This is a genomic window from Psychrobacillus sp. FSL W7-1457, assembly GCF_038593405.1.
GTDB lineage: Bacteria > Bacillota > Bacilli > Bacillales_A > Planococcaceae > Psychrobacillus.
This window is the reverse complement of sequence record NZ_CP151993.1, coordinates 3857094-3880030: the sequence shown is the minus strand read 5'-3', so window position 1 is coordinate 3880030 and position 22937 is coordinate 3857094. Positions and strand designations below refer to the sequence as shown.

The 22937-nt window shown below is 38.1% G+C and carries 21 protein-coding genes and 1 riboswitch; of the genes, 10 read left to right on the top strand and 11 right to left on the bottom strand.

Going from position 1 to position 22937, the window contains the following annotated elements; genetic code table 11:
- Window positions 1–15 precede the first annotated feature (15 nt).
- A complete protein-coding gene (gene tatA / locus NSQ95_RS19125; protein WP_251555642.1) occupies window positions 16–219 on the bottom strand; it encodes a twin-arginine translocase TatA/TatE family subunit in 204 nt (67 codons plus the stop codon).
- 82 nt (window positions 220–301) lie between these two features.
- Complete coding sequence (tatC, locus tag NSQ95_RS19120; protein ID WP_342560085.1) at window positions 302–1075, bottom strand: twin-arginine translocase subunit TatC; 774 nt, start codon at window positions 1073–1075, stop codon at window positions 302–304.
- 401 nt (window positions 1076–1476) lie between these two features.
- On the opposite strand from tatC, the gene NSQ95_RS19115 reads away from it, so the two are divergent.
- The 3 genes from NSQ95_RS19115 to NSQ95_RS19105 are packed head-to-tail and all read left to right on the top strand — an operon-like array spanning window position 1477 to window position 4385.
- Window positions 1477–2670 carry an MFS transporter gene (locus tag NSQ95_RS19115; protein ID WP_342560833.1) on the top strand — a complete coding sequence of 398 codons (1194 nt, stop codon included), beginning with the start codon at window positions 1477–1479 and terminating at the stop codon, window positions 2668–2670.
- Window positions 2671–2694: 24 nt separating this feature from the next.
- A complete protein-coding gene (locus NSQ95_RS19110; RefSeq protein WP_342560084.1) occupies window positions 2695–3756 on the top strand; it encodes a CapA family protein in 1062 nt (353 codons plus the stop codon).
- A 20-nt stretch (window positions 3757–3776) separates the two neighbouring features.
- Window positions 3777–4385: an SAM-dependent methyltransferase gene (locus NSQ95_RS19105; RefSeq protein ID WP_340881289.1), complete on the top strand. Its 609-nt coding sequence runs from the start codon at window positions 3777–3779 to the stop codon at window positions 4383–4385.
- 24 nt (window positions 4386–4409) lie between these two features.
- Here the strand turns inward: NSQ95_RS19105 and NSQ95_RS19100 are convergent, their stop codons facing one another.
- From NSQ95_RS19100 to NSQ95_RS19080, 5 genes are all read right to left on the bottom strand, one after another.
- Window positions 4410–6335 (bottom strand): translation factor GTPase family protein, encoded by a 1926-nt coding sequence (locus NSQ95_RS19100; protein ID WP_340881290.1) that lies wholly within the window; start codon window positions 6333–6335, stop codon window positions 4410–4412.
- Between the two features lie 91 nt (window positions 6336–6426).
- Window positions 6427–7293, bottom strand: a complete 867-nt coding sequence (locus NSQ95_RS19095) for a metal ABC transporter permease (protein ID WP_340881291.1) — start codon at window positions 7291–7293, stop codon at window positions 6427–6429.
- Window positions 7286–8179, bottom strand: a complete 894-nt coding sequence (locus tag NSQ95_RS19090) for a metal ABC transporter permease (protein WP_340881293.1) — start codon at window positions 8177–8179, stop codon at window positions 7286–7288. Before NSQ95_RS19090 ends, NSQ95_RS19095 begins: the two co-directional genes overlap by 8 nt.
- A gap of 15 nt (window positions 8180–8194) precedes the next feature.
- Window positions 8195–8944 carry a metal ABC transporter ATP-binding protein gene (locus tag NSQ95_RS19085; RefSeq protein WP_340881294.1) on the bottom strand — a complete coding sequence of 250 codons (750 nt, stop codon included), beginning with the start codon at window positions 8942–8944 and terminating at the stop codon, window positions 8195–8197.
- A gap of 11 nt (window positions 8945–8955) precedes the next feature.
- The gene (locus NSQ95_RS19080) at window positions 8956–9873 is read right to left on the bottom strand and encodes a zinc ABC transporter substrate-binding protein (RefSeq protein WP_340881295.1); all 918 of its coding nucleotides are present in this window, start codon (window positions 9871–9873) and stop codon (window positions 8956–8958) included.
- Between the two features lie 314 nt (window positions 9874–10187).
- On the opposite strand from NSQ95_RS19080, the gene NSQ95_RS19075 reads away from it, so the two are divergent.
- Entirely contained in the window at window positions 10188–10364 is a 177-nt protein-coding gene (locus NSQ95_RS19075) for a hypothetical protein (protein WP_169361273.1), read from the top strand.
- 350 nt (window positions 10365–10714) lie between these two features.
- Here the strand turns inward: NSQ95_RS19075 and NSQ95_RS19070 are convergent, their stop codons facing one another.
- On the bottom strand, window positions 10715–10933 hold the full coding sequence (locus NSQ95_RS19070) for a hypothetical protein (protein WP_340881296.1): 219 nt from the start codon (window positions 10931–10933) through the stop codon (window positions 10715–10717).
- Between the two features lie 226 nt (window positions 10934–11159).
- A riboswitch (cobalamin riboswitch) is annotated at window positions 11160–11346 on the bottom strand.
- A 99-nt stretch (window positions 11347–11445) separates the two neighbouring features.
- Between NSQ95_RS19070 and NSQ95_RS19065 the strand changes: the two genes are divergently transcribed.
- On the top strand, window positions 11446–12678 hold the full coding sequence (locus NSQ95_RS19065) for an MFS transporter (protein ID WP_342560083.1): 1233 nt from the start codon (window positions 11446–11448) through the stop codon (window positions 12676–12678).
- A 21-nt stretch (window positions 12679–12699) separates the two neighbouring features.
- On the opposite strand, the gene NSQ95_RS19060 is transcribed toward NSQ95_RS19065, so the two are convergent.
- The gene (locus NSQ95_RS19060; RefSeq protein ID WP_342560082.1) at window positions 12700–13602 is read right to left on the bottom strand and encodes an AraC family transcriptional regulator; all 903 of its coding nucleotides are present in this window, start codon (window positions 13600–13602) and stop codon (window positions 12700–12702) included.
- Window positions 13603–13692: 90 nt separating this feature from the next.
- Here NSQ95_RS19060 and NSQ95_RS19055 point away from each other — a divergent pair, with 90 nt between their 5' ends.
- A complete protein-coding gene (locus NSQ95_RS19055; RefSeq protein WP_342560081.1) occupies window positions 13693–14502 on the top strand; it encodes a serine hydrolase in 810 nt (269 codons plus the stop codon).
- A gap of 63 nt (window positions 14503–14565) precedes the next feature.
- On the opposite strand, the gene NSQ95_RS19050 is transcribed toward NSQ95_RS19055, so the two are convergent.
- Complete coding sequence (locus NSQ95_RS19050) at window positions 14566–16224, bottom strand: FAD-binding dehydrogenase (protein ID WP_342560080.1); 1659 nt, start codon at window positions 16222–16224, stop codon at window positions 14566–14568.
- 152 nt (window positions 16225–16376) lie between these two features.
- Here NSQ95_RS19050 and NSQ95_RS19045 point away from each other — a divergent pair, with 152 nt between their 5' ends.
- The 3 genes from NSQ95_RS19045 (at window position 16377) to NSQ95_RS19035 (ending at window position 19740) form a co-directional block, all read left to right on the top strand.
- A complete protein-coding gene (locus NSQ95_RS19045; RefSeq protein WP_340881302.1) occupies window positions 16377–17336 on the top strand; it encodes an RNA methyltransferase in 960 nt (319 codons plus the stop codon).
- A gap of 18 nt (window positions 17337–17354) precedes the next feature.
- Window positions 17355–17999: a LytTR family DNA-binding domain-containing protein gene (locus NSQ95_RS19040; RefSeq protein WP_169361267.1), complete on the top strand. Its 645-nt coding sequence runs from the start codon at window positions 17355–17357 to the stop codon at window positions 17997–17999.
- Window positions 18000–18222: 223 nt separating this feature from the next.
- A complete protein-coding gene (locus NSQ95_RS19035) occupies window positions 18223–19740 on the top strand; it encodes an acetyl-CoA hydrolase/transferase family protein (RefSeq protein WP_169361266.1) in 1518 nt (505 codons plus the stop codon).
- A gap of 344 nt (window positions 19741–20084) precedes the next feature.
- On the opposite strand, the gene NSQ95_RS19030 is transcribed toward NSQ95_RS19035, so the two are convergent.
- Window positions 20085–20903, bottom strand: a complete 819-nt coding sequence (locus NSQ95_RS19030) for a YitT family protein (protein ID WP_169359436.1) — start codon at window positions 20901–20903, stop codon at window positions 20085–20087.
- A gap of 491 nt (window positions 20904–21394) precedes the next feature.
- On the opposite strand from NSQ95_RS19030, the gene adh reads away from it, so the two are divergent.
- Entirely contained in the window at window positions 21395–22915 is a 1521-nt protein-coding gene (gene adh, locus NSQ95_RS19025) for an aldehyde dehydrogenase (protein ID WP_169359428.1), read from the top strand.
- Window positions 22916–22937: the final 22 nt, after the last annotated feature.

Sequence of the window (22937 nt, the reverse complement as noted above, 5' to 3'; positions counted from 1 at the left end):
TGCTCGGTTTTTTTATTATGCTTTCTTTTTAGCGTTTGTATCATTGTCTTCTAACTTGAATTCTTCAGCTACATCGTCAACGATGTCTTTTGTAGACTTTTTAAATTCTTTTAATGTTTGTCCAACTGCTCTACCTAGTTGAGGTAATTTAGAAGGTCCGAAGACGATTAAAGCAATGATTAGAATAATGATTAAACCTGGTACGCCGATGTTTGGCATGGTGTTTCCTCCTAATGAATATAATTGTCTATCTATTCAAATGGCATAAGTATTAGTCAAGTGTATCGTTATTATATCATGCTTATTCACTTTGGTTGTCCTCGAGTTCTTTTTCTAAAAGAGCCTCTTTGGCTAACCGACGCTTATAAGACCAAGATGATACTAAAATGCTTATTTCAAATAATAACAATAAAGGTATGATAATGATGAAATCTGAGATAAAGTCTGGAGGTGTAATGGAAACCCCTACAACTACTAATACGAAGTATGAAACTTTTCTCATCTTACGTAGTCGATCTGGCGTAATAATTCCCAGCTTCGTAAGGAATAAAATAATTACAGGCAGTTCAAACACTATTCCAACAGGAATGATTAAATTAAACATAAATGTAAAGTATTGCTGCATTCCATAGGTTTCTGTGGCACCTATAGATTCATTGATATTAGACATGAAATCTAACATCAAAGGAAATAAAATAAAGTAGCTAAAGCTAATACCAGCTAAAAATAAGAAAAAAGAAACTGGTATAAAGTAAATAGTCCCTCTAGCTTCCTTGTCCAATAGCCCAGGTCTTACAAATAACCATAATTGATGCATAGCAATTGGTAAGGTTACAAGAATAGCCAAGACTAAAGCACATTTTACATAGATCAACAAACCGTCCGTATAACCGAATATGTTCCATTCTACATGTGCTGCTGTGGGCTGTTGCTTAAGAAAGTTTAACGTTTTAGGCGCAAACCAAAATCCTACTGCAAGAGATAGGATAAAGGTAGCTGCTATAATTATTAGGCGTTTTCTAAGCTCAGCTAAATGTTCAACCAGTGTAAGCTCCGGCTCTTGTGTAATTGCCATTTTTGTTCACCCCATCTTCTTTAAACAAAAGGGAAGCCGTTTATATTAGTGCTAAAGTTAGCATATTGTTACATGAATGTCCTGTACCAACTACCCATTATACTCTTTCCAGTCAATTTGTAAACTAGAAAACTTTATAATTGTCATATTAGGATAAAACTGATAACACCTTATATTCTAAGGGTTTAACGAATAAAATGAAATATTTAAAGCTGCCCTTTTGTGTACTTTCTATGAAGAAATATTGTCTAAAACATTACTTTATTAACAGTTGGTTTAAATTTGTATTTTTTTCTTCAGGTTTATAAGGGGAATATTTGTAAATAATACTCTTGTTTTCCTAGAAATGAGGTATATAATTCTATCTATCTCACATGAAATGGACGGAATGAATTTTGAGAATGTATAACGAGAAAGTCAGCATTTATCATGGTATGGCTTCAACTATCGCTTTAAATTTTTCTAATAATTTTTTTCCTATCTTTGCTATTACTATTTTAGGGGCAACTAATTACCAGGTGGGTCTCATCAGTTCGCTCCCTCCATTAATTGCTCTGCTCATGACAGTACCAGCAGCAATTCTTTTAAACAAAGCCTATAAGCAAAAGAAATTAGTTGCAGGGGCCATTCTACTTGCCAGACTATGTTTTTTATTCATAGTACTAGTCATTTATTTACCTTCTTCATCCATGCAAGCATGGTCCTTTCTTATTATTATAGCTTTAATTAGTGTACCTAATACAGTTGCAAATATTGGCTGGCAAACGTTTATCAGTGGAATGATTGCAGAGGACCGAAGAGGGCAATTTTTTAGTGACCGTAACCGCTTGCTGACTTTAGTAGGGCTTGTAGCTACTTTATTTATAGGCATAGTCATGAGAGAGGAGTCTACAAGTGCCGGCGCGTATCAAATTTTGTTTTTGGTAGCCTTATTATTTGGAATATTAGAAGTGTACTTTGTTATGAAGCATGAAGAAGCACCTGTTCAAATAGATGAAAGCGTTGAAAAAAAGAAAACAATGGATTGGTCTATTTTTCGAGATTCCAATTATGTATCCTTTTTAGGAGCTGCTCTGTTTTTTAACTTTGCCTGGCAAATGGCATGGGGCTTATTCAATATATATAACGTTCGAATAGCGGGGGCAACTATATTCTGGGTCAGTATGTTTTCGGTAGGCAGCATGCTCATGCAGTTTTTTACCTTTCCTTTATGGAAGCGATGGGCTGAGAAATATAGTAATCTTCGAATGTTTATTTGGGCTGCAGTAGGAATGGCTACAACACCATTCCTTGTTGTGCTGTCTACTAACTTATACTACTTAACTATGATTCAAACGACGTCTGGTTTCTTTCTATCTGGGACTGTACTCATATTGTTTAATTTGCTTTTAGAAAAATCACCAGAACAGTCAAGAACTTATTGTATTACGACATATAACGTTTTATTGGCATTAGTAGCGTTTGTTGCTCCTCAAATGGGTATTATTTTATTAGAGCTTGTTGGCATGGAGTCAGCTATGACAATCAATTCGTTTTTACGATTGCTAGGAGCTGGTGGATTTTTATATGTGTATATTAGACAGAAGAATAGATAAAGATGATAGGAGGAGGTCTGAGGCATGAAATTTTTACTCTCTTTTCTATTACTATTTATCGTCGTTTTATCTTTTTTTAATGCACAAATAACAAATTCCTTTGAAGAAGATTTTTCTGGTAAACAGGTAACCAATTTTCATCAATTATACAAAGAGACTCAGATAGAGATAGGAATGGTAGGAGATGTTTTATTGCATAGTCCTCTCTATAATTACTCAAGCTTCCTACCATCTTTTCAAGAAGTGGAAAAAGAGTTGAAAAACTTAGATTTTTTATTAGCAAATCAGGAATCTCCACCTGCAGGAACAACATTCGGCTTGTCTGGATACCCTAACTTTTCTAGTCCGTCTCATATTATTCGAGATCTTAAGGCGGTTGGTGTAGATCTCATCTCAAGCGCCAATAATCATACGCTAGACAAAAAGGAAGCAGGCTTATTAGCAGCTATTGAAACAATGGAAGCTAACGATATTCCTTACGTGGGAGCCCATAAATCAGTGGAGGACCAACAAACGGATAGGATATTCGAAGTGAAGGGTGTCAGATTAGGCTTTTTAAATTACACTTATGGGTTGAATGGACACCAGATACCTGAGGGAAAAGAATATTTAGTAAATCTAATAAATAAAGAACAAATAAAAAAAGATATTATAGCCTTAAAGTCCAAGGTAGATGTGGTAGTTCTAAGTATACATTGGGGAGAAGAGTATGCCCTAGAGCCAAGTGAACATCAAAAAGAGCTTGCCAAGTGGATGGCCGAGGCAGGCGCCGATGTAATTTTTGGTCACCATCCTCATGTCATTCAGCCCTATGAAAGAATAGCGACTAGCATGGGTGAAACCCATGTCTTCTACTCGCTAGGTAACTTCTTCTCTGCTCAACAGTTTGATAGCACCAACATTGGTGGAATTGCGAAGCTACAAATCACCAAAAGAGTAGTTCAAGAGAAAGTGATAATCCGTATTGAAAATCCTTCGTTTACAGGGACAATTGTGTCAAAAGGTAATCCATTTAAGGTATCATTACTGGAGGAAGCTAACAGTCAAAAAAATGACTGGGTCCAGCAGCATATTTTTGCTCAATAAAAAGAATCAAGGAGGTTGCGATGAAAGAGTCAGACTACGAACGATTATTAAGAATACAAACAGCTGGAATGAGGGAGTGGCAATATCAGTCCTCTCATTATAATCGTTACGAGGCAACCCCATATAGCGCATTACAGGTATTGTTTGAGGCCTATGATTGGAAGGCTTGTAACAGAATGTTAGACTTCGGATGCGGAAAAGGTAGAGTGCCGTTCTATGTGCATTATTTCCATAGCATCTCTGTAACAGGAATAGAGATGAGTGGTCAGCTTTATCAGCAGGCAATGGAAAACCTCATGAAGTATATGGAAAGAGCTAAGCCTACACGAGCATCCATTAGCTTTGAGTGCTGCTTGGCAGAGGAATACAAAATAGACGCTCAGGAAGATTGCTTCTATTTCTTTAATCCTTTCTCTACTCCTATATTTCAAAAGGTTGTTCATAATATTCTAGAGTCAGTAGATGAATCGGAGAGGACAGTAGATATCATTCTCTACTACCCAACCCCCGAATATCTTCAATTTTTGGAGCAGGAGACTGCTTTCAATCTATGGAAGGAAATACGTATACCCGAGCTCTATGAACAAAATCACAATGAGCGTTTTATGATTTATCGTTATGAAATATAAAAATAAGATATGGCCTGAAAAGTCTTATAGACAATGCATCGCTTTTTCAGCCTCGTACCAAGGAACTTTGTATCCAGTACCCTTTGCACAAAAGATAGAGGTAGAGGTGTATTCTGGATCTGCCTCTTTGTTGTACCCGATACTTTCTATTATCTCCTCTTGGTTATGGCAGCGATCATAGCCACTGTATAGCAGGCTGAGTGTCCCTTTGCCATGAGTGTAGGAAGCGAAGGTAGTGCTATAGCTCATAAAAGTAGCTACAGGTACTTTCCCCTTGACGATAACCTTATCGCCTACATTTTCTGGTGGATCAAATGTTCCGTGTGCCTGTTGGATATCTGAAAGAACTCTTCCGATTAAATCCATATTTACTTTAATTTTAAAATCATAAAAAGGCTCAAGTATTACATTTTGTGCCTTTTCTAAGCCTTGACGTAGTGCCCGGTAAGTCGCTTCTCTAAAGTCTCCACCTGAGGTATGTTCATTGTGTCCCCGCCCAGTTAGTAAAGTGATTTTAACGTCAGTAAGTGCAGAACCTGTCAGTAAACCATGGTGAGACTTCTCTAAAAGGTGATGCTGCACAAGGTTTTGGTTTCCTATAGACAGATCATTTGCATGGCAAATGTTATGAAAGGTCACTCCAGAACCTCTCTCTGCAGGCTCGATTAATAGGTGTACCTCAGCATAATGTTTTAATGGCTCAAAATGACCATAGCCCTTAACAGCGGTCTCAATCGTTTCCTTGTAAAGAATCTTAGGTTCTCCAAACATCACATCGAAATGAAAGCGCTCCTTAACAATTTGTACAAGCACCTCAAGTTGAATTACACCCATCACATGTACTTGGACCTCTTGAAAATACTCATCCCAATAAACCTGTAGGGATGGGTCCTCAGCGTCTAGTAGTCTAAAAGATTTCAGTACCTCTTTTACATGGGTGGAATCGTCGAAGATTACCTTAGACTTTAAAGTAGGTATTAAATCGAAATGTGTTTTACTTTGAGTAGCACCGATGGTATCTCCAATAGAAGCAGCGGTTAGCCCTGTCACAGCAACTAGTTCACCTGCATTCGCTTCATCGAGTGTCTTAAACTTGCTGCCATTATATTGACGAAGCTGTGTTATTTTCTCCTGTCCATCTCCAGTATTTATTTCGTCCCTTATTTTAAGTTTTCCGCCTAAAACCTTTAAAAAGGTAACTCGATTGCCACTCTCATCATGGCGTATCTTGTATACTTGAGCAGTAAAAGCTTGGTCAGTGTTATAGTCTGTTTCCGTAAGCAAGTCCAGTGATTCTAAAAAGTCCAACACTCCAATATCCTTTAAGGCTGAGCCAGATGCACAAGGAAATACGGTACATTCCTTAATCATTTGCTTGAATTTGCCTGTCCATAGCTGTTCATCAAACCCGGTTTCCATATAAGTATCTAAAAGGACCTCATCTCGTTCAGCGATAAACTCGATTAGTTCCTCCGTATATGCATTAGTTAGGTGACAGGCATCCTTCGATAAATTAGCTTGAATATCCTGTAAAACTGCCGCAGGATCGGTATCCTCGTAATCAGTTTTATTGATAAAGAAGAACGTGGGAATCTGATGCTTTCGAAGTAGCTGCCAAACTGTTTCCGTATGTCCTTCTACTCCATCTACGGCACTTATGATGATGATGGCGTAGTCCATTACTTGAATGGCCCGCTCCATTTCAGGAGAAAAGTCGACATGGCCTGGAGTATCGATAACATAATAAGTAGAGTTATTATAAGAAAATACTCCTTGGTCAGCGAAAATAGTAATACCTCTATTTTTTTCTATTAAATGACTATCGAGGAAGGAATCCTTATGGTCGACTCTTCCTCGCTGTCTAATTGTCTTTGTATGAAAGAGCAGTTGCTCTGAAAATGTGGTCTTTCCTGCATCGACGTGTGCAAGAATTCCAATAGTTTTATGCATAACATCACCCTCTGTTTATTCCTTTCTTGTATTATAGCAAAAGCAGTGATAAACAAAAGGTGAGAGGGAGTTATCGAGAAATAGCTTTCGGTCAATCTTTTTTCAGTGATACCCAAGCTTTCCAAAGCCATCCATCATGAGGCTTCAATAGAAAAACGAGCATAAAAAGAATGCCTATCATTGCTGCCATCATACCTGCAATAGAAGTGTTCCAAAGCTTTGCTAAGTAATAGCCAGATATAGCTGCTGTTATACCAAATGTCATGCTCCAAATAATCATACCGGGAACACTTTTGCTCATTAGATAGGCAGTAGCCGCAGGGCCGATTAGCATGGCAACGACCAATACTGCACCTACACTATCAAATGCAGCTACGGTCGTAAGGGAGACTAGTGTCATAAAGGAATAATGCATTCCCATGATAGGTAATCCAATAGAAATAGCGAACAATGGATCAAAGGTAGAGAGTTTAATTTCTTTATAAAACAATACTAAAAAAGCTATGTTTAGTAATAGAACAAACAGTAGCATCCAAACTGCTTTAGGCATTTCAAATCCTAATATACTCCATGTATCCCACGGTACGAACGCTATTTCCCCCATCAGCACATGCTCTACGTCTAAATGAACATTGCTTGCAAATAAGGTGATTAATAATACACCTAAGGCAAAAAGAGAGGTAAATACTACCCCTATAGCCGCATCCTCTTGCAAACCGCCTGATTGAAGCACCTGTACTAGAAAGGTGGTAAGCAATCCTGCAATAGCCGCTCCTATAAGCATCCAAACTCCATTTAATGATTGAGTGACCATAAAGGCGACCACAATTCCAAACAGAACTGTATGACTAATGGCGTCCGCAATCATTGCTGTTTTCCGTAGGATTAGAAAGACTCCGGTAAGACCACAGGTTATGCCAACAAGTGACCCAGTTAAAAGAACCCAAAACTCATTCATGGTTAGTCACCTCTCTTGCCACACGCTGTTGTTTAAATATACGTTTTTTCCGAAGCTTAGAAAGTAGCCCTCTTGTTGGTGCGAAAAAATAAGATATTAAAAACAATGAAGCAGCTGCCAAAACAATTATTGGGCCAGTGGATAAACCAGTGCGCAGAGAGCTAATCATGGTGCCAAGTGCTCCAGATAAAGCCCCAAAAAAGGCACTCGTGACCAAAATTACACCAAGGTGGCTAGACCAAAATCTAGCTGCAGCAGCAGGAATGATTAACATGGCGGCCATTAAAATAACTCCTACTGCCTGAATACCTGTGACTATAGTTAATACGGTCAAGGCAGTTAACAAGATACGTAGACGTTCTATTGGTAATCCAATACCCTTTGCAAAGACAGGATCAAAAATCATTAATTTCCATTCCTTAAAGAATAATAAACACATAGCAATGATTAATAGGGCGCTACCGGATAACCAGATTAAATCACTTTTAGCCATTGTAGCTGCCTTTCCAAATATAAAGTCATTTAAACCACTTTGGTTCCCGGTCCCGCTTTGGTTAACTATTGTTATTAATACAATTCCGATTCCAAAAAAGACGGATAATATTAAACCAATGGCTGCATCGGCCTTTAGCTTGGAATGATTCACAATCCATTGAATCATATATACAGAAAGGGTAGCGGTTATAGCGGCTCCTATCATGAGGATGGGTAAATCTTTTTTCTCAAATATTAAATAGGCTAGCGCAATGCCAGGAAGTGCAGCATGTGCTGCTGCATCTCCTACTAAGCTTTGCTTTTGAAGAAAGGCAAACGTTCCATTTAAACCAGCAGCTATCCCTAATAGAATAGCCCCAGCGAGAACCCAAAGTAAATTACCCGACAACATTACTGGTCACCTCTTTCATATGGCATTTTTTCCTGAAGTTGCTTGATCCATGAAAAAAAGCTTTCCACCGTATGCTTCTTGTAAATTAGCTGGAGTAAATGTAATGTCAGTAGGCCCGGCAGCAATAATTGTTTGGTTTAATAACACAATCCAATCAAAGTAATCAGCAGCTGTTTGCAAGTCATGGTGAACCACGAACACGGATTTACCTTGAGATTTTAACTCCTTCAAAATGGAAATAATCGTTCTCTCCGTGGCCGCGTCCACTCCCACAAATGGTTCATCCATGAAGTAAACCTCGGCTTCCTGTGCGAGAGCTCTAGCTAAAAAGACGCGTTGCTGTTGCCCTCCGGAAAGCTGGCCGATTGATTGTTCCGCATAGGCTTCCATTCCTACATTTTTTAAGCAATTCAGAGCAATTTGCTTATCTCTTAAAGAAGGTCTTCGAATTATTCCAATATGTCCATACCGCCCCATCAACACTACATCCAGTGCATTTGTTGGAAAGTCCCAATCTACAGCATTACGCTGAGGAACATATCCGACTACATGATCCTTGGGGTTCAGTGGTCGCTCTAAAATGGATATAGAGCCGGTTTTATTAGGTAGTTGATTTAGTACAGCTTTAATCAATGTCGATTTGCCAGCTCCGTTTGGTCCGATGATACCAGTTATTTGGCCATTGGGGATATTTAGGTTGATATTGCTTAATACAACCTTCTCCTCGTAAGCAACAGATAAATCCCTTACCTGTAATGCGTTCATTTCTTTGCCTCCTATTTAAGTGAATCTACAATTGTATTGACATTATGCGTATACATTCCTATATAAGTGCCATCCTCTGTGCCTTCTGCACCCATCGCATCCGAATATAGCTCCCCACCAATTTTTATCGTATGCCCTTTTTCCTTTGCACCCTCAATCACGGCATTCATCGCTTTATCTGAGACACTGGATTCTATAAATACTGCTTTGATATTTTGCTCTACTAAAAAATTTACAATGTTCTGTATATCCTTTAATCCGTATTCTGCTTCCGTACTGAGACCTTGTAATCCCCGTACTTCCAGTCCATTGCTTTTACCAAAATATTTAAAGGCATCATGAGCGGTAACAAGCACTCGTTGCTCTTCAGGTATTTCACTAATCCGTTTCTTCGTCCATTCATCTAATTGATCTAGTTCATCAAAGAACTTTGTTTCATTTTCTAAGAATTGATCTTTGTTAGAGGAAAATTCCTCGACGAGTGCTTTTGTTATTTCATGGGTAGCTATTTTCCAAACCTCAATATCGAACCAAATATGTGGATCAAATAATTCTGGATGAGCTTCGTCATTTAATATTCTATCCTTTGGAACAGCTTCTCCAATTGCCACTACTGATTTCTCCTTTTGCATTTTCTCAAAAATATCACTCATCTTCCCCTCAAGTTCTAGGCCATTATAAAAGATGATATCTGCATCTTCTAATACTTGTAGGTCCCCTTGTGTTGCCTTGTAAAGATGTGGATCTACACCTGGCCCCATTAAGGATTTAACCACCACATAATCGCCGGCAATCTTTTTAACCGCATCTCCAATTTGACCCGTAGTTGTGACTACTAGGGGCTTATCGTCATTAGCCTTCCCGGAATTATTGTCACTACAGCCAACCAATAAAAAACTCGCAATCAAAAAAACAAAGAACTTTTTCACTTAGCACACTCCTTTTCCTTTGTTATAAATTATTTCCTTAAGGAAACTTTTAGAATAAAAAAATATAATTTTCTTTCGTGATAATAAATTTCCTTAAGGAAAGATTTGTTCAATAGGTTAACATTTCGATTTTGAATTGTCAAACTAATTTATGTAAAATTGAAAAAAATGTGACTACATAATTTATGGGCACTATTCTCAAATTAAATAATATCGGTTACTGATTTTTTACAGTTCTTAAGAAAACGATTTTTTCGTATGACTTTTAGACAAGTGCTATACTGTAGAAACAATGATAGTGGGGAGGTAATGATATGCAATATTCAAAATCTAAAATGGAAGAGCTTGTGAAGTTTAGTCCAGACTTAGCAAAAAGATTGAAGGAAGTAATGAAGGAGCATGACTTAGAAAAAAGTTTTGCTTTGAAAGCTTTGTACCATTCAGAAGTAAAAGACGGCGGGAAATATCAAAGGGATTACCAGGATCTTTAAACTTGAGAAAAAGGAGGCTGGGTCAAACCTCTCCTCCAAATAAAAAGCCTCGAAAATTTTTACGAACTAGTAAAGTTTTTGGGCTCATATTCCATGATTTACAGTTGTTTTCCGTTACGGCAGAATCATTTCGGGGGAATGACTTCCATCTCCTCGTTGTTGTCTCCTCCTCTACAAACAACTAGAATAGAGAAATTCCTTAGAAGGAAGTATCTAGCAAAAAAATAGTAAAACGTGAAATCAAATAGACGATTTCACGTTTTTTATTTATTGATTAGTTATGTACCAAGCACTCTTTATGGAATCCTTTTAACACATGTAGCTGTCAAAAGGATGAATACTCCTAAGACTTACTCTTCTTTTTGTCCAGAAATCTCATTTTTCATTTGATGGTGTGCATCCATTAAATGACGATGCATAATTTTTTTTTCCTCTATGCTCGAGGTTGAATTAAGCTCAATGTCTTTTTTCAATTCCTCAAAGGTAGACTGTAGTGATATTGATGTATTTGTAACATGGTTTGTCATTAATACTTGTCTAAAGTATGCAATATAAATATCTTTTTTCATTTAAAAATTCCTCTCTTTTGTACGTAAAAAAGCATCCTCTTTTTTATAAAAGAAGATGCTAGTTAGTATAATTTTTTGATCAGTACGATTAGAAACTTAATAAAATCCACTATGAAAACAGGACCGTAGTAGCCCCTGTAATTTTATTGTGTTTTTCGTACGACAGTAATTTCAAGCAATTGCTTGTTCATAGCTGACTTAACACCCTCCTATCCGCGTAGGTTTTCGGTGTGTACTTGAAATAGGCAGGTCTCCTGGCTCATGTTCATAGCTCTTCTTTCCTTCCCGTTGTTACACAGTGGTTTATAAAGAATCGCTCCCATTTACAGTTGCGGGACAGCGTCGGTCTTTCACCGAACTTCCCTTTTAAGTTCTTTTGCTGACAAAAGAACACCTAAATCTACACATTATTTAATTGTTCTTTCAATATAACATAAAATTTATTCAATGTAGCAAATTTGGATAAGCGACAGGTTGCACCTCTTTTTATAATCATTGGAGAGGTGAGGTAAATGTTTTTGAATAGAACAAGGGATTCCTATCAGCTGTATATTTTTATTTGCTTTGTATCGCAATTATTTTTTACGTATATATTTACAGTCAGCTTGTTGTATCACGTGAGCGTAGTTAAGCTGGATCCGTTGCAACTTGTATTGGTGGGAACGGTACTAGAGTTATCTGTATTTCTATTTGAAATTCCAACAGGAGTGGTATCCGACTTGAAGAGCCGAAAGCTGTCCATTATTATTGGGTATTTTTTAATAGGAATAGGTTTTTTATTAGAGGGATTGTTTCCCTACTTTTCGATAGTTTTATTGGCCCAAGTGGCGTGGGGGATAGGTTATACCTTTACAAGTGGATCTCAGCAAGCTTGGATTGCAGATGAAATAGGAGAAGAAAAAGCTTCTATGGCATATCTGAGGGGAGCAAAGGCTGGGAATTTGGGTCAACTAGTAGCCATACCGTTAAGTATTTTAACCGGTTATTACATGATTAATCTACCTATTATTATTGGAGGCCTTTGTATGATAGGCTTGGCTACTATTCTTATAGTCTTTATGAAAGAGGAGCATTTTAAACCAATTGAAAGAACGGATAGAATCACTACATTTGAGGCTATGAAACAGAATGTAAGTAAGATTATTCTTTTTTCCAAAACTAGCTTTATACTACGTATGCTCTTTCTAATTGCACTAATTATAGGTTTTTATAGTGAAGGCTTTGATCGTCTATGGCTTGCTCACGTGCTTGATACAACGTTCATAAGCAGTTTGCGAAATGAACAGCTAGTGCTATTGACGGGCGGATTTCAACTAGTAGTTGTTCTAGTATCGTTTATAGTACTCCACTTTTTAAACAAAAGCACAATCTATCAGGAATTACATCGGATATACATTGCTCTTTTTATAGGGAGCATCAGCCTGGTGATTGCATTAATAGGCTTTGCGGTTTCCAAGTATTTTATCGGCTTGTTTATATGCTATGTTTTCATTCAAGTGAGTCGAAAAGTTATGTACCCATTGGAGGATATTTGGTTAAATAAACTCATTAAGGACTCCTCGACTCGTGCAACGTTCTTTTCTGTAAAGGGGCAAGTCGATGCAATAGGGCAAATAAGTGGAGGACCGTTTATTGGCTATATTGCCACAAGCTTTTCTATTAGGACGGCTATTATAGTAAGTGCAATAATTTTAAGCCCAGTCCTGTTCTTATATCGTTTTCTTTTAAGAAAAGCTAAGGGCTAGTGCTTCAAATCCTGCCGAACCTTATAGTTTCTCTTTAATCGGCAGGTAAATTTCCATATAGATTTTGTCATACTCCCAATCATGGCAGTGTTCATCATAGTATTCAAAATCGTAACTACCTTCATCTACTTCATACTGAGAGTTCGGGAGCCAGTCCTCTAAAATATATTGCCAAGTTCCTTTTATAGAGGAAACAAAGTGCTCTTCTAGTACCAAAGGGGTTTTAAATACTGCATATGTTGCCGCTTTAACCTGTAACTTAATGATTCCCTCCGGTATGGTTGTTCCCTCGTCATAATTTACGGTAAAAAGATAGGTGAAATGATTTTCTAGCTCTGGTCCGCTAAGGTTAAAGCAATACTCTCCGTGTATTTTAGGCGACAGAAGATCATATAAAGTGGCTTCAATAGATTCTTCAGAAGGTATTCTTTGATCCCAAAAAGCAGGAGCATCTCTTGTATAAGTTATATTCTTTAACCGAGTTTCAAATGTCTTTCCTGCAACCATAAAAGGTGGGAGAGATATAATCTTAGGTTGAAGAACTATTCCGCCAGTTTTCTTTTGTAGAAGACTTTCTAAACACAACTTTTGTGGAAATGATATGGGACAATGCATCCTATACAAGCTTGGGGGACTACCAAAACAGCGCTTAAACGATTTTGTAAATCCAGCGTGTGTTTCAAAACCATATTCTACTGCTATATCAATAATTCTTTTTCCCTGAAGGAGATCTACCAAAGCAAATTGTAACTTCCTTTTTTGTACATAATCCATGGGGGTATAACCAGTTGCTTGATGAAAAATACGAGAAAAATGAAAGGGAGAGTAACCGATTAGCTGTGCTAGGTTATCAGTTTTCATATCTTCTTTAATGTGATTGTCGATATGATCGATTACCTTTTGTAACAATAATAGTTGAGTCATATAAATACTCCTTGTAGATTAAATTTTCAAAAAATATAATATACTTTAGTCTATAATAAAAGAAATAGAATGACTAGAGGAGGCTGGATAGTGGAGGAGCTTAGAAGCAAGGTTCAAAAGTTGATTGCACCTTCCAAGGGGACTTGGGGAATTGTATTAGAGGATTTGAATACAGGTGAAAAGTGGGAGCACAATGAACAAGAGCTGTTTTACGCAGCGAGTGTTATTAAAGTGCCGATCATGGCTGCTGTTTTTCAGGCGTTGGAACGTAAGCAGTTGTCACTGAGTGATTTAATTAGCCTAAAAAAGGAGGAGTATGTAGGAGGGTCCGGTGTTCTCCAGCATTTAACTCCAGGTACTTCTCTGCCACTATCGGATATCATTCTTCTGATGATCATTCAAAGCGATAATACGGCTACTAATCTATTAATAGATTTAGTTGGAGTAGAAAACATTCAACAGACCATGAAAGATGCTGGTATGGTATATAGTACATTTTATAACAAGCTTATGTTGAGTAAACCCAATCCACTTGGTTCTAATCGCATTGCTGCAAAAGATGTTGGCATCTTGCTGACTAAAATGGCTCAAGGAGAACTGGTTAGTACTGAAGCAAGTAAACTAATGATCGATATTATGAAAAAACAACAAGTTCGAGATTGTTTGCCGGAAAAGCTTCCTTCTCCGTATTCTAACTTTAACAATGGAATGCCTGCTTGGGAATTTGCAAACAAAACTGGTTGGATACCGGGTACTCGACATGATGTGGGTATATTTTTTGTTGGAAATAGAAAACTAGTTGCAACCGTGCTCTCGGAGCAAGAGGATGACGTCCTTTCCAAAAGGATACTCTCTCAAATAGGCAACGAAATATATCATTATTTATGTAAGGAAGTATAGAGAATATTATTCTTTTCCAAAAGAAAAACTTTGACAGGTTGTAGTCAAAGTTTTTTTATATATTCACTCGGATAAGTCGTTGGCTAAAGCTCTGCCTACTTCTCTTCCGGTAAATAGACATCCTCCTAAAAAGGTTCCCTCTAACGCACGGTATCCATGCATTCCACCACCACCAAAGCCTGTGACCTCTCCAGCAGCGTATAGGCCGGGAATAGATGTACCTGCTGAGTTCAGCACACGACCGCCTAAATCCGTTTGCAGCCCTCCCAATGTTTTACGAGTTAGGATATTCAAACGAACTGCAATCAACGGACCATTTTTTTCATCTAACATTTTATGTGGTGCTGCTACACGTATGAGCTTGTCTCCAATATAATGACGGGCTCCCCTTAGTGCAGTGATTTGTAGGTCCTTTGTAAACTTATTATCCATCTCACGGTCACGAGCTAAAATTTGTTTTTCTATATGTTCGTAGTTTAATAAGCTATTGCCGACCACTTTATTCATTCCATCTACAAGGTCTTTCAAATTAGTAGCAACGACAAAGTCCTCACCCGTATCCATAAAAGCCTTAACTGAAGCTGTTGGACCTGGTAAAACTCGTTTTAGCACTTGTTTAATGCTTTTTTCAGTAAGATCAGGATTTTGTTCTGAGCCCGACAGTGCAAACTCCTTCTCGATTATTTTTTCGGTAAGTATAAACCAAGAGTAATCATATCCAGTATCCTGGATGGCCTTTAATGTACCTAATGTATCAAAGCCTGGAAAGTTAGGAGCAGGAAAGCGATTACTCTCTGCATCTAACCAAATAGAAGAGGGACCTGGTAGTATACGAATTCCATGGTTCTTCCAGATTGGGTTCCAATTTTTAATGCCTTCCGTGTAGTGCCACATTCTATCTTTATTGACTAAACGACCTCCTGCTTTTTCTGTAATTCCCATCATTCGACCGTCTACATACTCTGGCACCCCAGAAATCATATTGGTAGGAGGGGTCCCAAGACGTGCAGGCCAATTTTGCCGTACTAGATCAAGATTAGCTCCTATACCTCCACTTGTTACTATTACAGCTTTAGAGTTGTAGTCAAATTTGTCCATCACTTCTCTGGAGCTAGGTTGCCCTCGTTCTACGTTACTTGGTATTAAAATGGAGCCACTAACTCCGATGACCGTACCGTTATTAGTTATCAAATGCTCTACTTGATGACGTGGCTTATAAGTAACCAATCCCTCGGATATTGCTCCTTGCACCTGTTTTTTAAACGGAGCAACAATTGCTGGGCCTGTACCCCATACAATATGAAAGCGAGGAACTGAATTGCCGTGTCCTTCAGCTAGATAACCTCCACGTTCTGCCCATCCAACTACGGGGAAGAATCGAATTCCTTTTTTATGCAGCCAGTCTCTTTTTTCCTCATGGGCAAATCGTACATAAGCCTCTGCCCATTTTTTTGCCCAGTATTCTTCTTCGTTATCTCCATCAAACCCGGCTGTCCCTAACCAGTCCTGCCATGCGAGCTCATAGGAGTCCTTAATACCCATCCTTCTTTGTTCAGGAGAATCTACAAGAAATAACCCTCCAAACGACCACCAGGCTTGACCGCCTAGAGAACTTTCCGGTTCTTGATCCAATAACAAAACTCGCTTTCTAGCATCTACTAACTCAGCTGTTGCCACGAGCCCTGCTAAGCCGGCTCCTATAACGATTACATCAAAGTCCATTCGCTTATCCCCTTTTCAAATATCTAATAGTTCTGAAAATTATAGTCTATTCTTATTATACTTCCTTTTTATGCTAATTAACTATTGGGTTATGATAACGGACTTTAAAAAGTACCACATGTTATAATAAAAATATTATTGGAGGTAATACGTTGAAAAATTTAAACGATCATCCGTCATTTATTTATACATTTGCTTATAACGATGCAGAACGCTCTCTTTGTCATCTAGAGATGCGCTCTTTTTTTGGGTACGATACAGACATGAAAATACTTAAAAGTGATACAAAGATAGATCCTAGTAGAAGTCCATTCATGAAGGGAAGAATGGATATCTTAGCGGAGGGGGACACTGTAGAAGAAATTATTGCTGCTGCCCATTTATTTGGTAAAGAAGGAGAAACCAACAAAGTGATCTTTCTTAAAATAAATGATAGGCAAGGTGAGGATAAGATTGAAAACAAGGAGCGTCTCCATATTGAAAGAGCTATAGGATCAGAGATGAAGGGAGATTTTGATCTTCATAATCCAGAACAATTCTTTGCAATAGCTCCATACCAACAGCGATGGTACTTTGGTACTTATACAAAGAGTGAACCTATTTGGTTTAATCATATAAAAAAACCCAAAGAATATTCTACTGCCCTAAGTACGAGAGTAGCTAGAGCTGTAGCTAATATAGCCGTTCCTCATCCTTCAGGCGTACGAGCAATCGACCCGTGCTGTGGAATTGGAACTGTCCTAGTAGAAGCGAGATCTATGGATATCGATATTGTAGGAAGAGATATTAATCCCTTAGTTTGTATAGGGTCCAGAGAAAATCTGGCTTATTTTGGGCTAACTGGACAGGTAGAAAAGGGTGCTATTCAAGACATAGAGGAAGCCTATGACGTAGCGATTATCGATTTACCTTATAATTTATATACTCATGCCTCATGGGAGGAACAACTGACCATATTAAAGCATGCGAAAAGGATTGCTAAGCGGGTAGTCATTGTCACAATCGAATCTATGGATGATCGGTTAGAATCGATTGGTCTTCATATAAAGGATCGCTGTATTACAACGAAACAACAGTTTGAGCGAGAAATTTTAGTTTGTGAATCAAAGTAGTGAAAGGGGGAGAAAAGGGTGCATGAGCTCTCTTTAGGTGGACTTTTAGATGTAGTTGGCCAGTTATTTTCGGACGAAATATCCATAGCCGTTTCAGACAAAGAAAAGTATATATACTATAGACCAAGCACACGCATTGATTTAAAGATAAAACCAGGGGACCCTATAAAGGAAGGAACTTTAGCTTATAAAGCGCTGCATAGTAACCAAAAGGTCTCTGAATTTATCAATCGAGAAATGTTTGGGATTCCTTATCATGGGATGGCTGTACCCTTGCAGCACAACGGTGAGGTAGAAGGAACTGTTTTAGCCATTTATCCTGCTCTGACGGATGGAAAATCAGTTATTACAGTCAAAACACTAGACGGCTGGATGCCTGTTCCTTTTTCAGATGTTATCTATTTAGAAGCAAGAGATCGAAAAACGAGAATCGTGACTAAAAATTTTACTGGTACACATGCTGGTTCACTCCAGGATTTTGAATATAGACTACCAAGAGAATCCTTTATACGGTGTCACCGTTCTTTTATCGTCAATGTGCATCAGATTAAAGAAATATACCCGGATACACATTCTACCTTTGTATTAGCTATGCAAACCGGAGAAAAGGTATCTGTTAGCCAGTCGTATTCTAGCTATTTTAGGAAATTATTAGGTTTTTAAAAAGAAAGCATGGATAAGGGGTTAATCTCTTTTTATTCAAGCTTTTTTTATTTATTCCTTTTTTTGATATAGCAAAATATGAATTTTTTTAAAATCCATTCTGTTTTAGTCATTATTTTTTCTGCTTCATTCATTTTATAAGTGTCTTTGACTGTTTTTATCAAATTTGTGACGATACGAAGTAAAATAATTAGACAAGGCAACTAATGAGGGGGATGTCTGTATGTTAAAAGAACTTAATCGTATAAAAAATACTAAATTACATAGCTTAATAGTAAGCGCAGAAGAAGCGGCTTCCTGGATTCAAGACGGAATGACTTTAGGATTAAGCGGATTTACACGTGCGGGTGATGCGAAAGCGGTGCCATTAGCATTAGTAGATAGAGCTAAGAAAGATACTTTTAAAGTTAACGTATTTACAGGAGCTTCAGTAGGCTCTGACATAGATAAGCTTCTATCAGAAGCAGGAATCATTAATAAACGTTTACCATTCCAGGCGGATGCAACTATGAGAAAGCATATTAATGCAGGTGATCATCTATTTGTTGACCAACACTTATCTCATACATCCGAATTAATTCGTAACGGGGTTTTACCTACAATTGACTTCGCTATTGTGGAAGCGGTTTCAATCACAGAGGATGGAATGATTATACCAACTACTTCAGTTGGTAACTCTGCAACCTTCGTTACTCATGCAAATAACATTATTATTGAAATAAACTTAGCGCAACTTGAGGAGTTCGAAGGCTTACATGATGTTTATGAGCCAGTCGCACAAGGAGACAATAGACAACCAATCCCTGTAACCTCCGTAGGTGAACGAATTGGTACCATTGGTATCCCTTTTGATGCATCTAAGGTTAAAGGAATCGTTTTTACTAAGTATTTGGATTCTCCATCTACAATTGTTCCTCCGGATGAGGAAACAAAGGAAATGGCAGATCACTTAATCACTTTCCTTCGTGAGGAAGTAAAGGCTGGAAGATTAACAGAGAAGCTAGCGCCTATTCAAGCTGGTATAGGCTCTGTCGCTAATGCCGTATTACACGGAATGATTGATTCGGAATTTGAGAACCTTGAGGTTTACTCCGAAGTATTGCAAGACTCTGTTTTTGATTTGATCGATGCAGGAAAGGTCGACTTTGCTTCTGGATGTTCGGTTACACTATCAGAAGAAAAGATGAACCAGGTATTCGGTAGCTTCGATCAATATCGTGAAAAGCTTGTGCTAAGACCACAGGAGATTACAAATCATCCAGAAATAATCCGTCGTCTTGGACTAATCTCTATTAATACAGCGTTAGAGTTTGATATATACGGAAATGTAAACTCTACACACGTATGTGGTACAAAGATGATGAATGGTATCGGAGGTTCCGGAGACTTTGCACGCAATGCCAAACTGGCTATATTTGTAACCAAATCTATTGCTAAGGGTGGAAATATCTCTAGTATCGTTCCATTTGTATCTCATGTCGATCATACCGAGCATGACGTAGATGTAGTAGTGACAGAGCAAGGCTATGCTGATTTACGCGGTTTAGCTCCTCGAGAGCGTGCATCTTTAATTATTAATAATTGTGTGCATCCAATGTATAGAGACCAGTTAAGCAGTTATTTCGTGGAGGCCCTAACTAGAGGCGGACAAACTCCTCATGTATTAGAGAAAGCATTCTCTTTCCACACGAAATTTGCTGAAACTGGAACTATGTTAGATAAAGAAGAATCATTAGCTTAAAACCAATAAAACCCCGTATCCTTCTACAAGGTACGGGGTTTTAAATATGCAAAATAAAAAGTAGTGGTAAAAATAGGCGGTTGCGCTTTTCTCGATGTCTAGCTCCACCGCCTTGCCCCTCGGGGTCAAATGGAGAAAAGCTCCGGTGGCTGAGGAACTGCCTCCTCGTTTTTCTCCATTTGCCTGTCGGTGCAGAGATAGGCGGTTGCGCTTTTCTCGATGTCTAGCTGCACCGCCTTGCCCCTCGGGGTCAAATGGGAAAAAACTGCGGTGGCTGAAGAACTGCCTCCTCGCATTTCCCCATTTGCCTGTCGGGGCAGACATAGGCGCTTGCGCTTTTCTTGTTAATGAATGTCTTTTTTCTTAAATCTGCCGCCTTGTACCTCGGCTATGTTGCCTACTGCTAAAAAGGCATGGGAATCTATTTCTTCCACAATAGATTTTAACTTGGCTTCCTCTAATCGAGTAACTACTGTAAAGATTACCTTCTTACTATCCCCTGTATAGGCACCTTCTCCATGAAGATATGTTACTCCTCGACCAAGACGGTCCATGACAGTGTCTCCAATAATCTCTACTTTCTCACTAATAATAAAGACGGATTTAGATTCATCTAAACCTTGAATAACGATATCAATAGTTTTAAATGCTACAAAGTAGGCTAAAAAGGAATACATGGCTTGCTCCCAAGTGAAGACGAAACCGGCAACAGAGAATATGACTAGATTTATTATCATAATAATCTCGCCAACTGAAAAAGGTAATGCTTTATTAAAAAGAATAGCTAAAATTTCAGAGCCATCCAAGGAACCTCCATGACGAATAACTAATCCTACTCCGACGCCAAGAACGATGCCTCCAAATACAGTTGATAGCAGTAAATCTTTTGTAAAAGCATCAATATGGTGTAAATAAGATGTACAGAGTGACAGTATAGTAATACCAAAAAGAGTGGATAGTGCAAAGGTTTTTCCGATTTGCTTGTATCCTAAGAAAAAGAATGGAATGTTTAGTATGAAGATAAAAACTCCTAATCTTACTCCCGTTAAATGTGAAATAATGATAGAAACTCCTACTACTCCACCATCGAGAATTTGATTGGGAACTAAGAAAAGTTCTAGACCGACCGCCATCAGGATAGCTCCAATTGCTATCATGATCATGCGCCCAGCAACAACTTTTTTGGGGGTTTTTCTGTGAGGTATTTTAACTTTTGCCAGCTCAATCGCTATATCACTCAATTTAATCTCCTCTTTTCTAAAAAATAGCCATTCTTCTATTTTATAAAAAAATTCAAAAAATTAAAAGAGTGTTTTCTATATATTAATAAAATTATCCAAAAAATGTTATCAATAGTTTTAATCTATCTATTTAAATTTATGTAGTCCTTTCTGAAAAGAATAATGAAGGCTTTAATATTGCACGTGGCTGATAGAGGAATTATGAAAATAACAGAGCCCATCTTTAAATAATTTTATCAAATTATATAGTTTGAATATTCATTTTAATCTGTTAATATTATTATAAGATTGATATTATTGGAGGAGGGATATAAGATTCATCTCATGGAAAGTAATTAAAAATGTAAGCGCATACATAATTATTCTTTTGCATATTATTTAAATGCGCAAAAAAATGTGGGGGAGGAATAGGGATGGTTTATGCATTTCCTAATACTGAAGGGGCAAAGGTTTCCTTTAAGGACAAGTATGATAATTATATCAACGGAGAGTGGACACCACCGGTTAATGGGCAGTACTTTGAGAATGTCACACCTGTGACAGGAAAGGTATTTACAATGGTTGCTCGTTCCACATCGGAGGATATCGAATTGGCTTTAGATGCAGCTCATGCGGCCAAGGAAGCTTGGGGATTGACATCGGTAACTGAGCGATCAAATATTTTAAACAAAATTGCTAACCGTTTAGAAGAAAATTTAGAGATGTTAGCTATTGCAGAGACTTGGGATAACGGTAAAGCGGTACGAGAGACTTTAAATGCTGATTTACCTTTAGCTATTGACCACTTTCGTTATTTTGCTGGTGCCATTAGAGCACAAGAAGGTCGGCTTAGCCAAATAGACAATGATACGGTTGCATATCATTTCCATGAACCTCTTGGTGTAGTGGGACAAATTATTCCTTGGAATTTCCCTATCCTAATGGCAGTATGGAAGCTAGCCCCGGCCTTAGCAGCTGGTAACTGTGTCGTGCTAAAACCAGCAGAGCAAACGCCAGCCTCTATATTAGTACTAATGGAGCTGATTGAGGATTTACTTCCTGCTGGCGTGGTGAATATCGTAAATGGATTTGGCTTAGAAGCTGGTAAACCTTTAGCCTCTAGTCCTAGAATCAGTAAAATTGCCTTTACCGGAGAAACTACCACTGGCCGTTTAATCATGCAGTATGCTTCTCAAAACCTTATTCCAGTAACCCTAGAGCTTGGTGGGAAATCACCGAATATCTTCTTTGAGGACATAATGGATGAAGATGATGCATTTTTAGACAAAGCAATAGAGGGCTTTGTATTGTTCGCTTTAAATCAAGGAGAGGTGTGTACATGTCCTTCAAGGGTGCTTATTCAAGAGTCTATTTATGATAAGTTTATGGAACGAGTAATTGCTCGAGTAGAGTCTATTAACATAGGAAATCCTTTAGACCCTGATGTAATGATGGGAGCACAGGCTTCCACAGAGCAAATGGAGAAAATTCTATCCTACTTGGATATTGGAAAACAAGAGGGAGCAGAGTGCCTGATCGGTGGCGAACGGAATACATTAGAAGGTGAATTGGCAGAGGGCTATTACATTAAGCCGACAGTCTTTAAGGGTCATAACAAAATGCGTATATTCCAGGAAGAAATTTTTGGTCCAGTGGTGTCGGTTACCACATTTAAGACGAAAGAAGAAGCTCTGGAAATTGCTAATGACACGTTATACGGCTTAGGTTCTGGAATATGGACACGCAATATGAATACAGCATATCGTTTTGGACGTGCTATTCAAGCAGGACGTGTATGGACAAATTGTTATCATCAATACCCGGCCCATGCTGCTTTCGGAGGCTACAAAATGTCTGGAATAGGCCGAGAAAATCATTTGATGATGCTCAGTCACTATCAACAAACCAAAAATCTATTAGTGAGCTATAGTGAAAATAAATTAGGATTCTTTTAAGCAACAGAGAGGATGAATGTAG

Coding starts and splice junctions, on each gene's coding strand:
- tatA (WP_251555642.1), bottom strand. CDS start 219: ATGCCAAACATCGGCGTACCAGGTTTAATCATTATTCTAATCATTGCT.
- tatC (WP_342560085.1), bottom strand. CDS start 1,075: ATGGCAATTACACAAGAGCCGGAGCTTACACTGGTTGAACATTTAGCT.
- NSQ95_RS19115 (WP_342560833.1), top strand. CDS start 1,477: ATGTATAACGAGAAAGTCAGCATTTATCATGGTATGGCTTCAACTATC.
- NSQ95_RS19110 (WP_342560084.1), top strand. CDS start 2,695: ATGAAATTTTTACTCTCTTTTCTATTACTATTTATCGTCGTTTTATCT.
- NSQ95_RS19105 (WP_340881289.1), top strand. CDS start 3,777: ATGAAAGAGTCAGACTACGAACGATTATTAAGAATACAAACAGCTGGA.
- NSQ95_RS19100 (WP_340881290.1), bottom strand. CDS start 6,335: ATGCATAAAACTATTGGAATTCTTGCACACGTCGATGCAGGAAAGACC.
- NSQ95_RS19095 (WP_340881291.1), bottom strand. CDS start 7,293: ATGAATGAGTTTTGGGTTCTTTTAACTGGGTCACTTGTTGGCATAACC.
- NSQ95_RS19090 (WP_340881293.1), bottom strand. CDS start 8,179: ATGTTGTCGGGTAATTTACTTTGGGTTCTCGCTGGGGCTATTCTATTA.
- NSQ95_RS19085 (WP_340881294.1), bottom strand. CDS start 8,944: ATGAACGCATTACAGGTAAGGGATTTATCTGTTGCTTACGAGGAGAAG.
- NSQ95_RS19075 (WP_169361273.1), top strand. CDS start 10,188: ATGCAATATTCAAAATCTAAAATGGAAGAGCTTGTGAAGTTTAGTCCA.
- NSQ95_RS19070 (WP_340881296.1), bottom strand. CDS start 10,933: ATGAAAAAAGATATTTATATTGCATACTTTAGACAAGTATTAATGACA.
- NSQ95_RS19065 (WP_342560083.1), top strand. CDS start 11,446: ATGTTTTTGAATAGAACAAGGGATTCCTATCAGCTGTATATTTTTATT.
- NSQ95_RS19060 (WP_342560082.1), bottom strand. CDS start 13,602: ATGACTCAACTATTATTGTTACAAAAGGTAATCGATCATATCGACAAT.
- NSQ95_RS19050 (WP_342560080.1), bottom strand. CDS start 16,224: ATGGACTTTGATGTAATCGTTATAGGAGCCGGCTTAGCAGGGCTCGTG.
- NSQ95_RS19035 (WP_169361266.1), top strand. CDS start 18,223: ATGTTAAAAGAACTTAATCGTATAAAAAATACTAAATTACATAGCTTA.
- NSQ95_RS19030 (WP_169359436.1), bottom strand. CDS start 20,903: ATGATCATGATAGCAATTGGAGCTATCCTGATGGCGGTCGGTCTAGAA.
- adh (WP_169359428.1), top strand. CDS start 21,395: ATGGTTTATGCATTTCCTAATACTGAAGGGGCAAAGGTTTCCTTTAAG.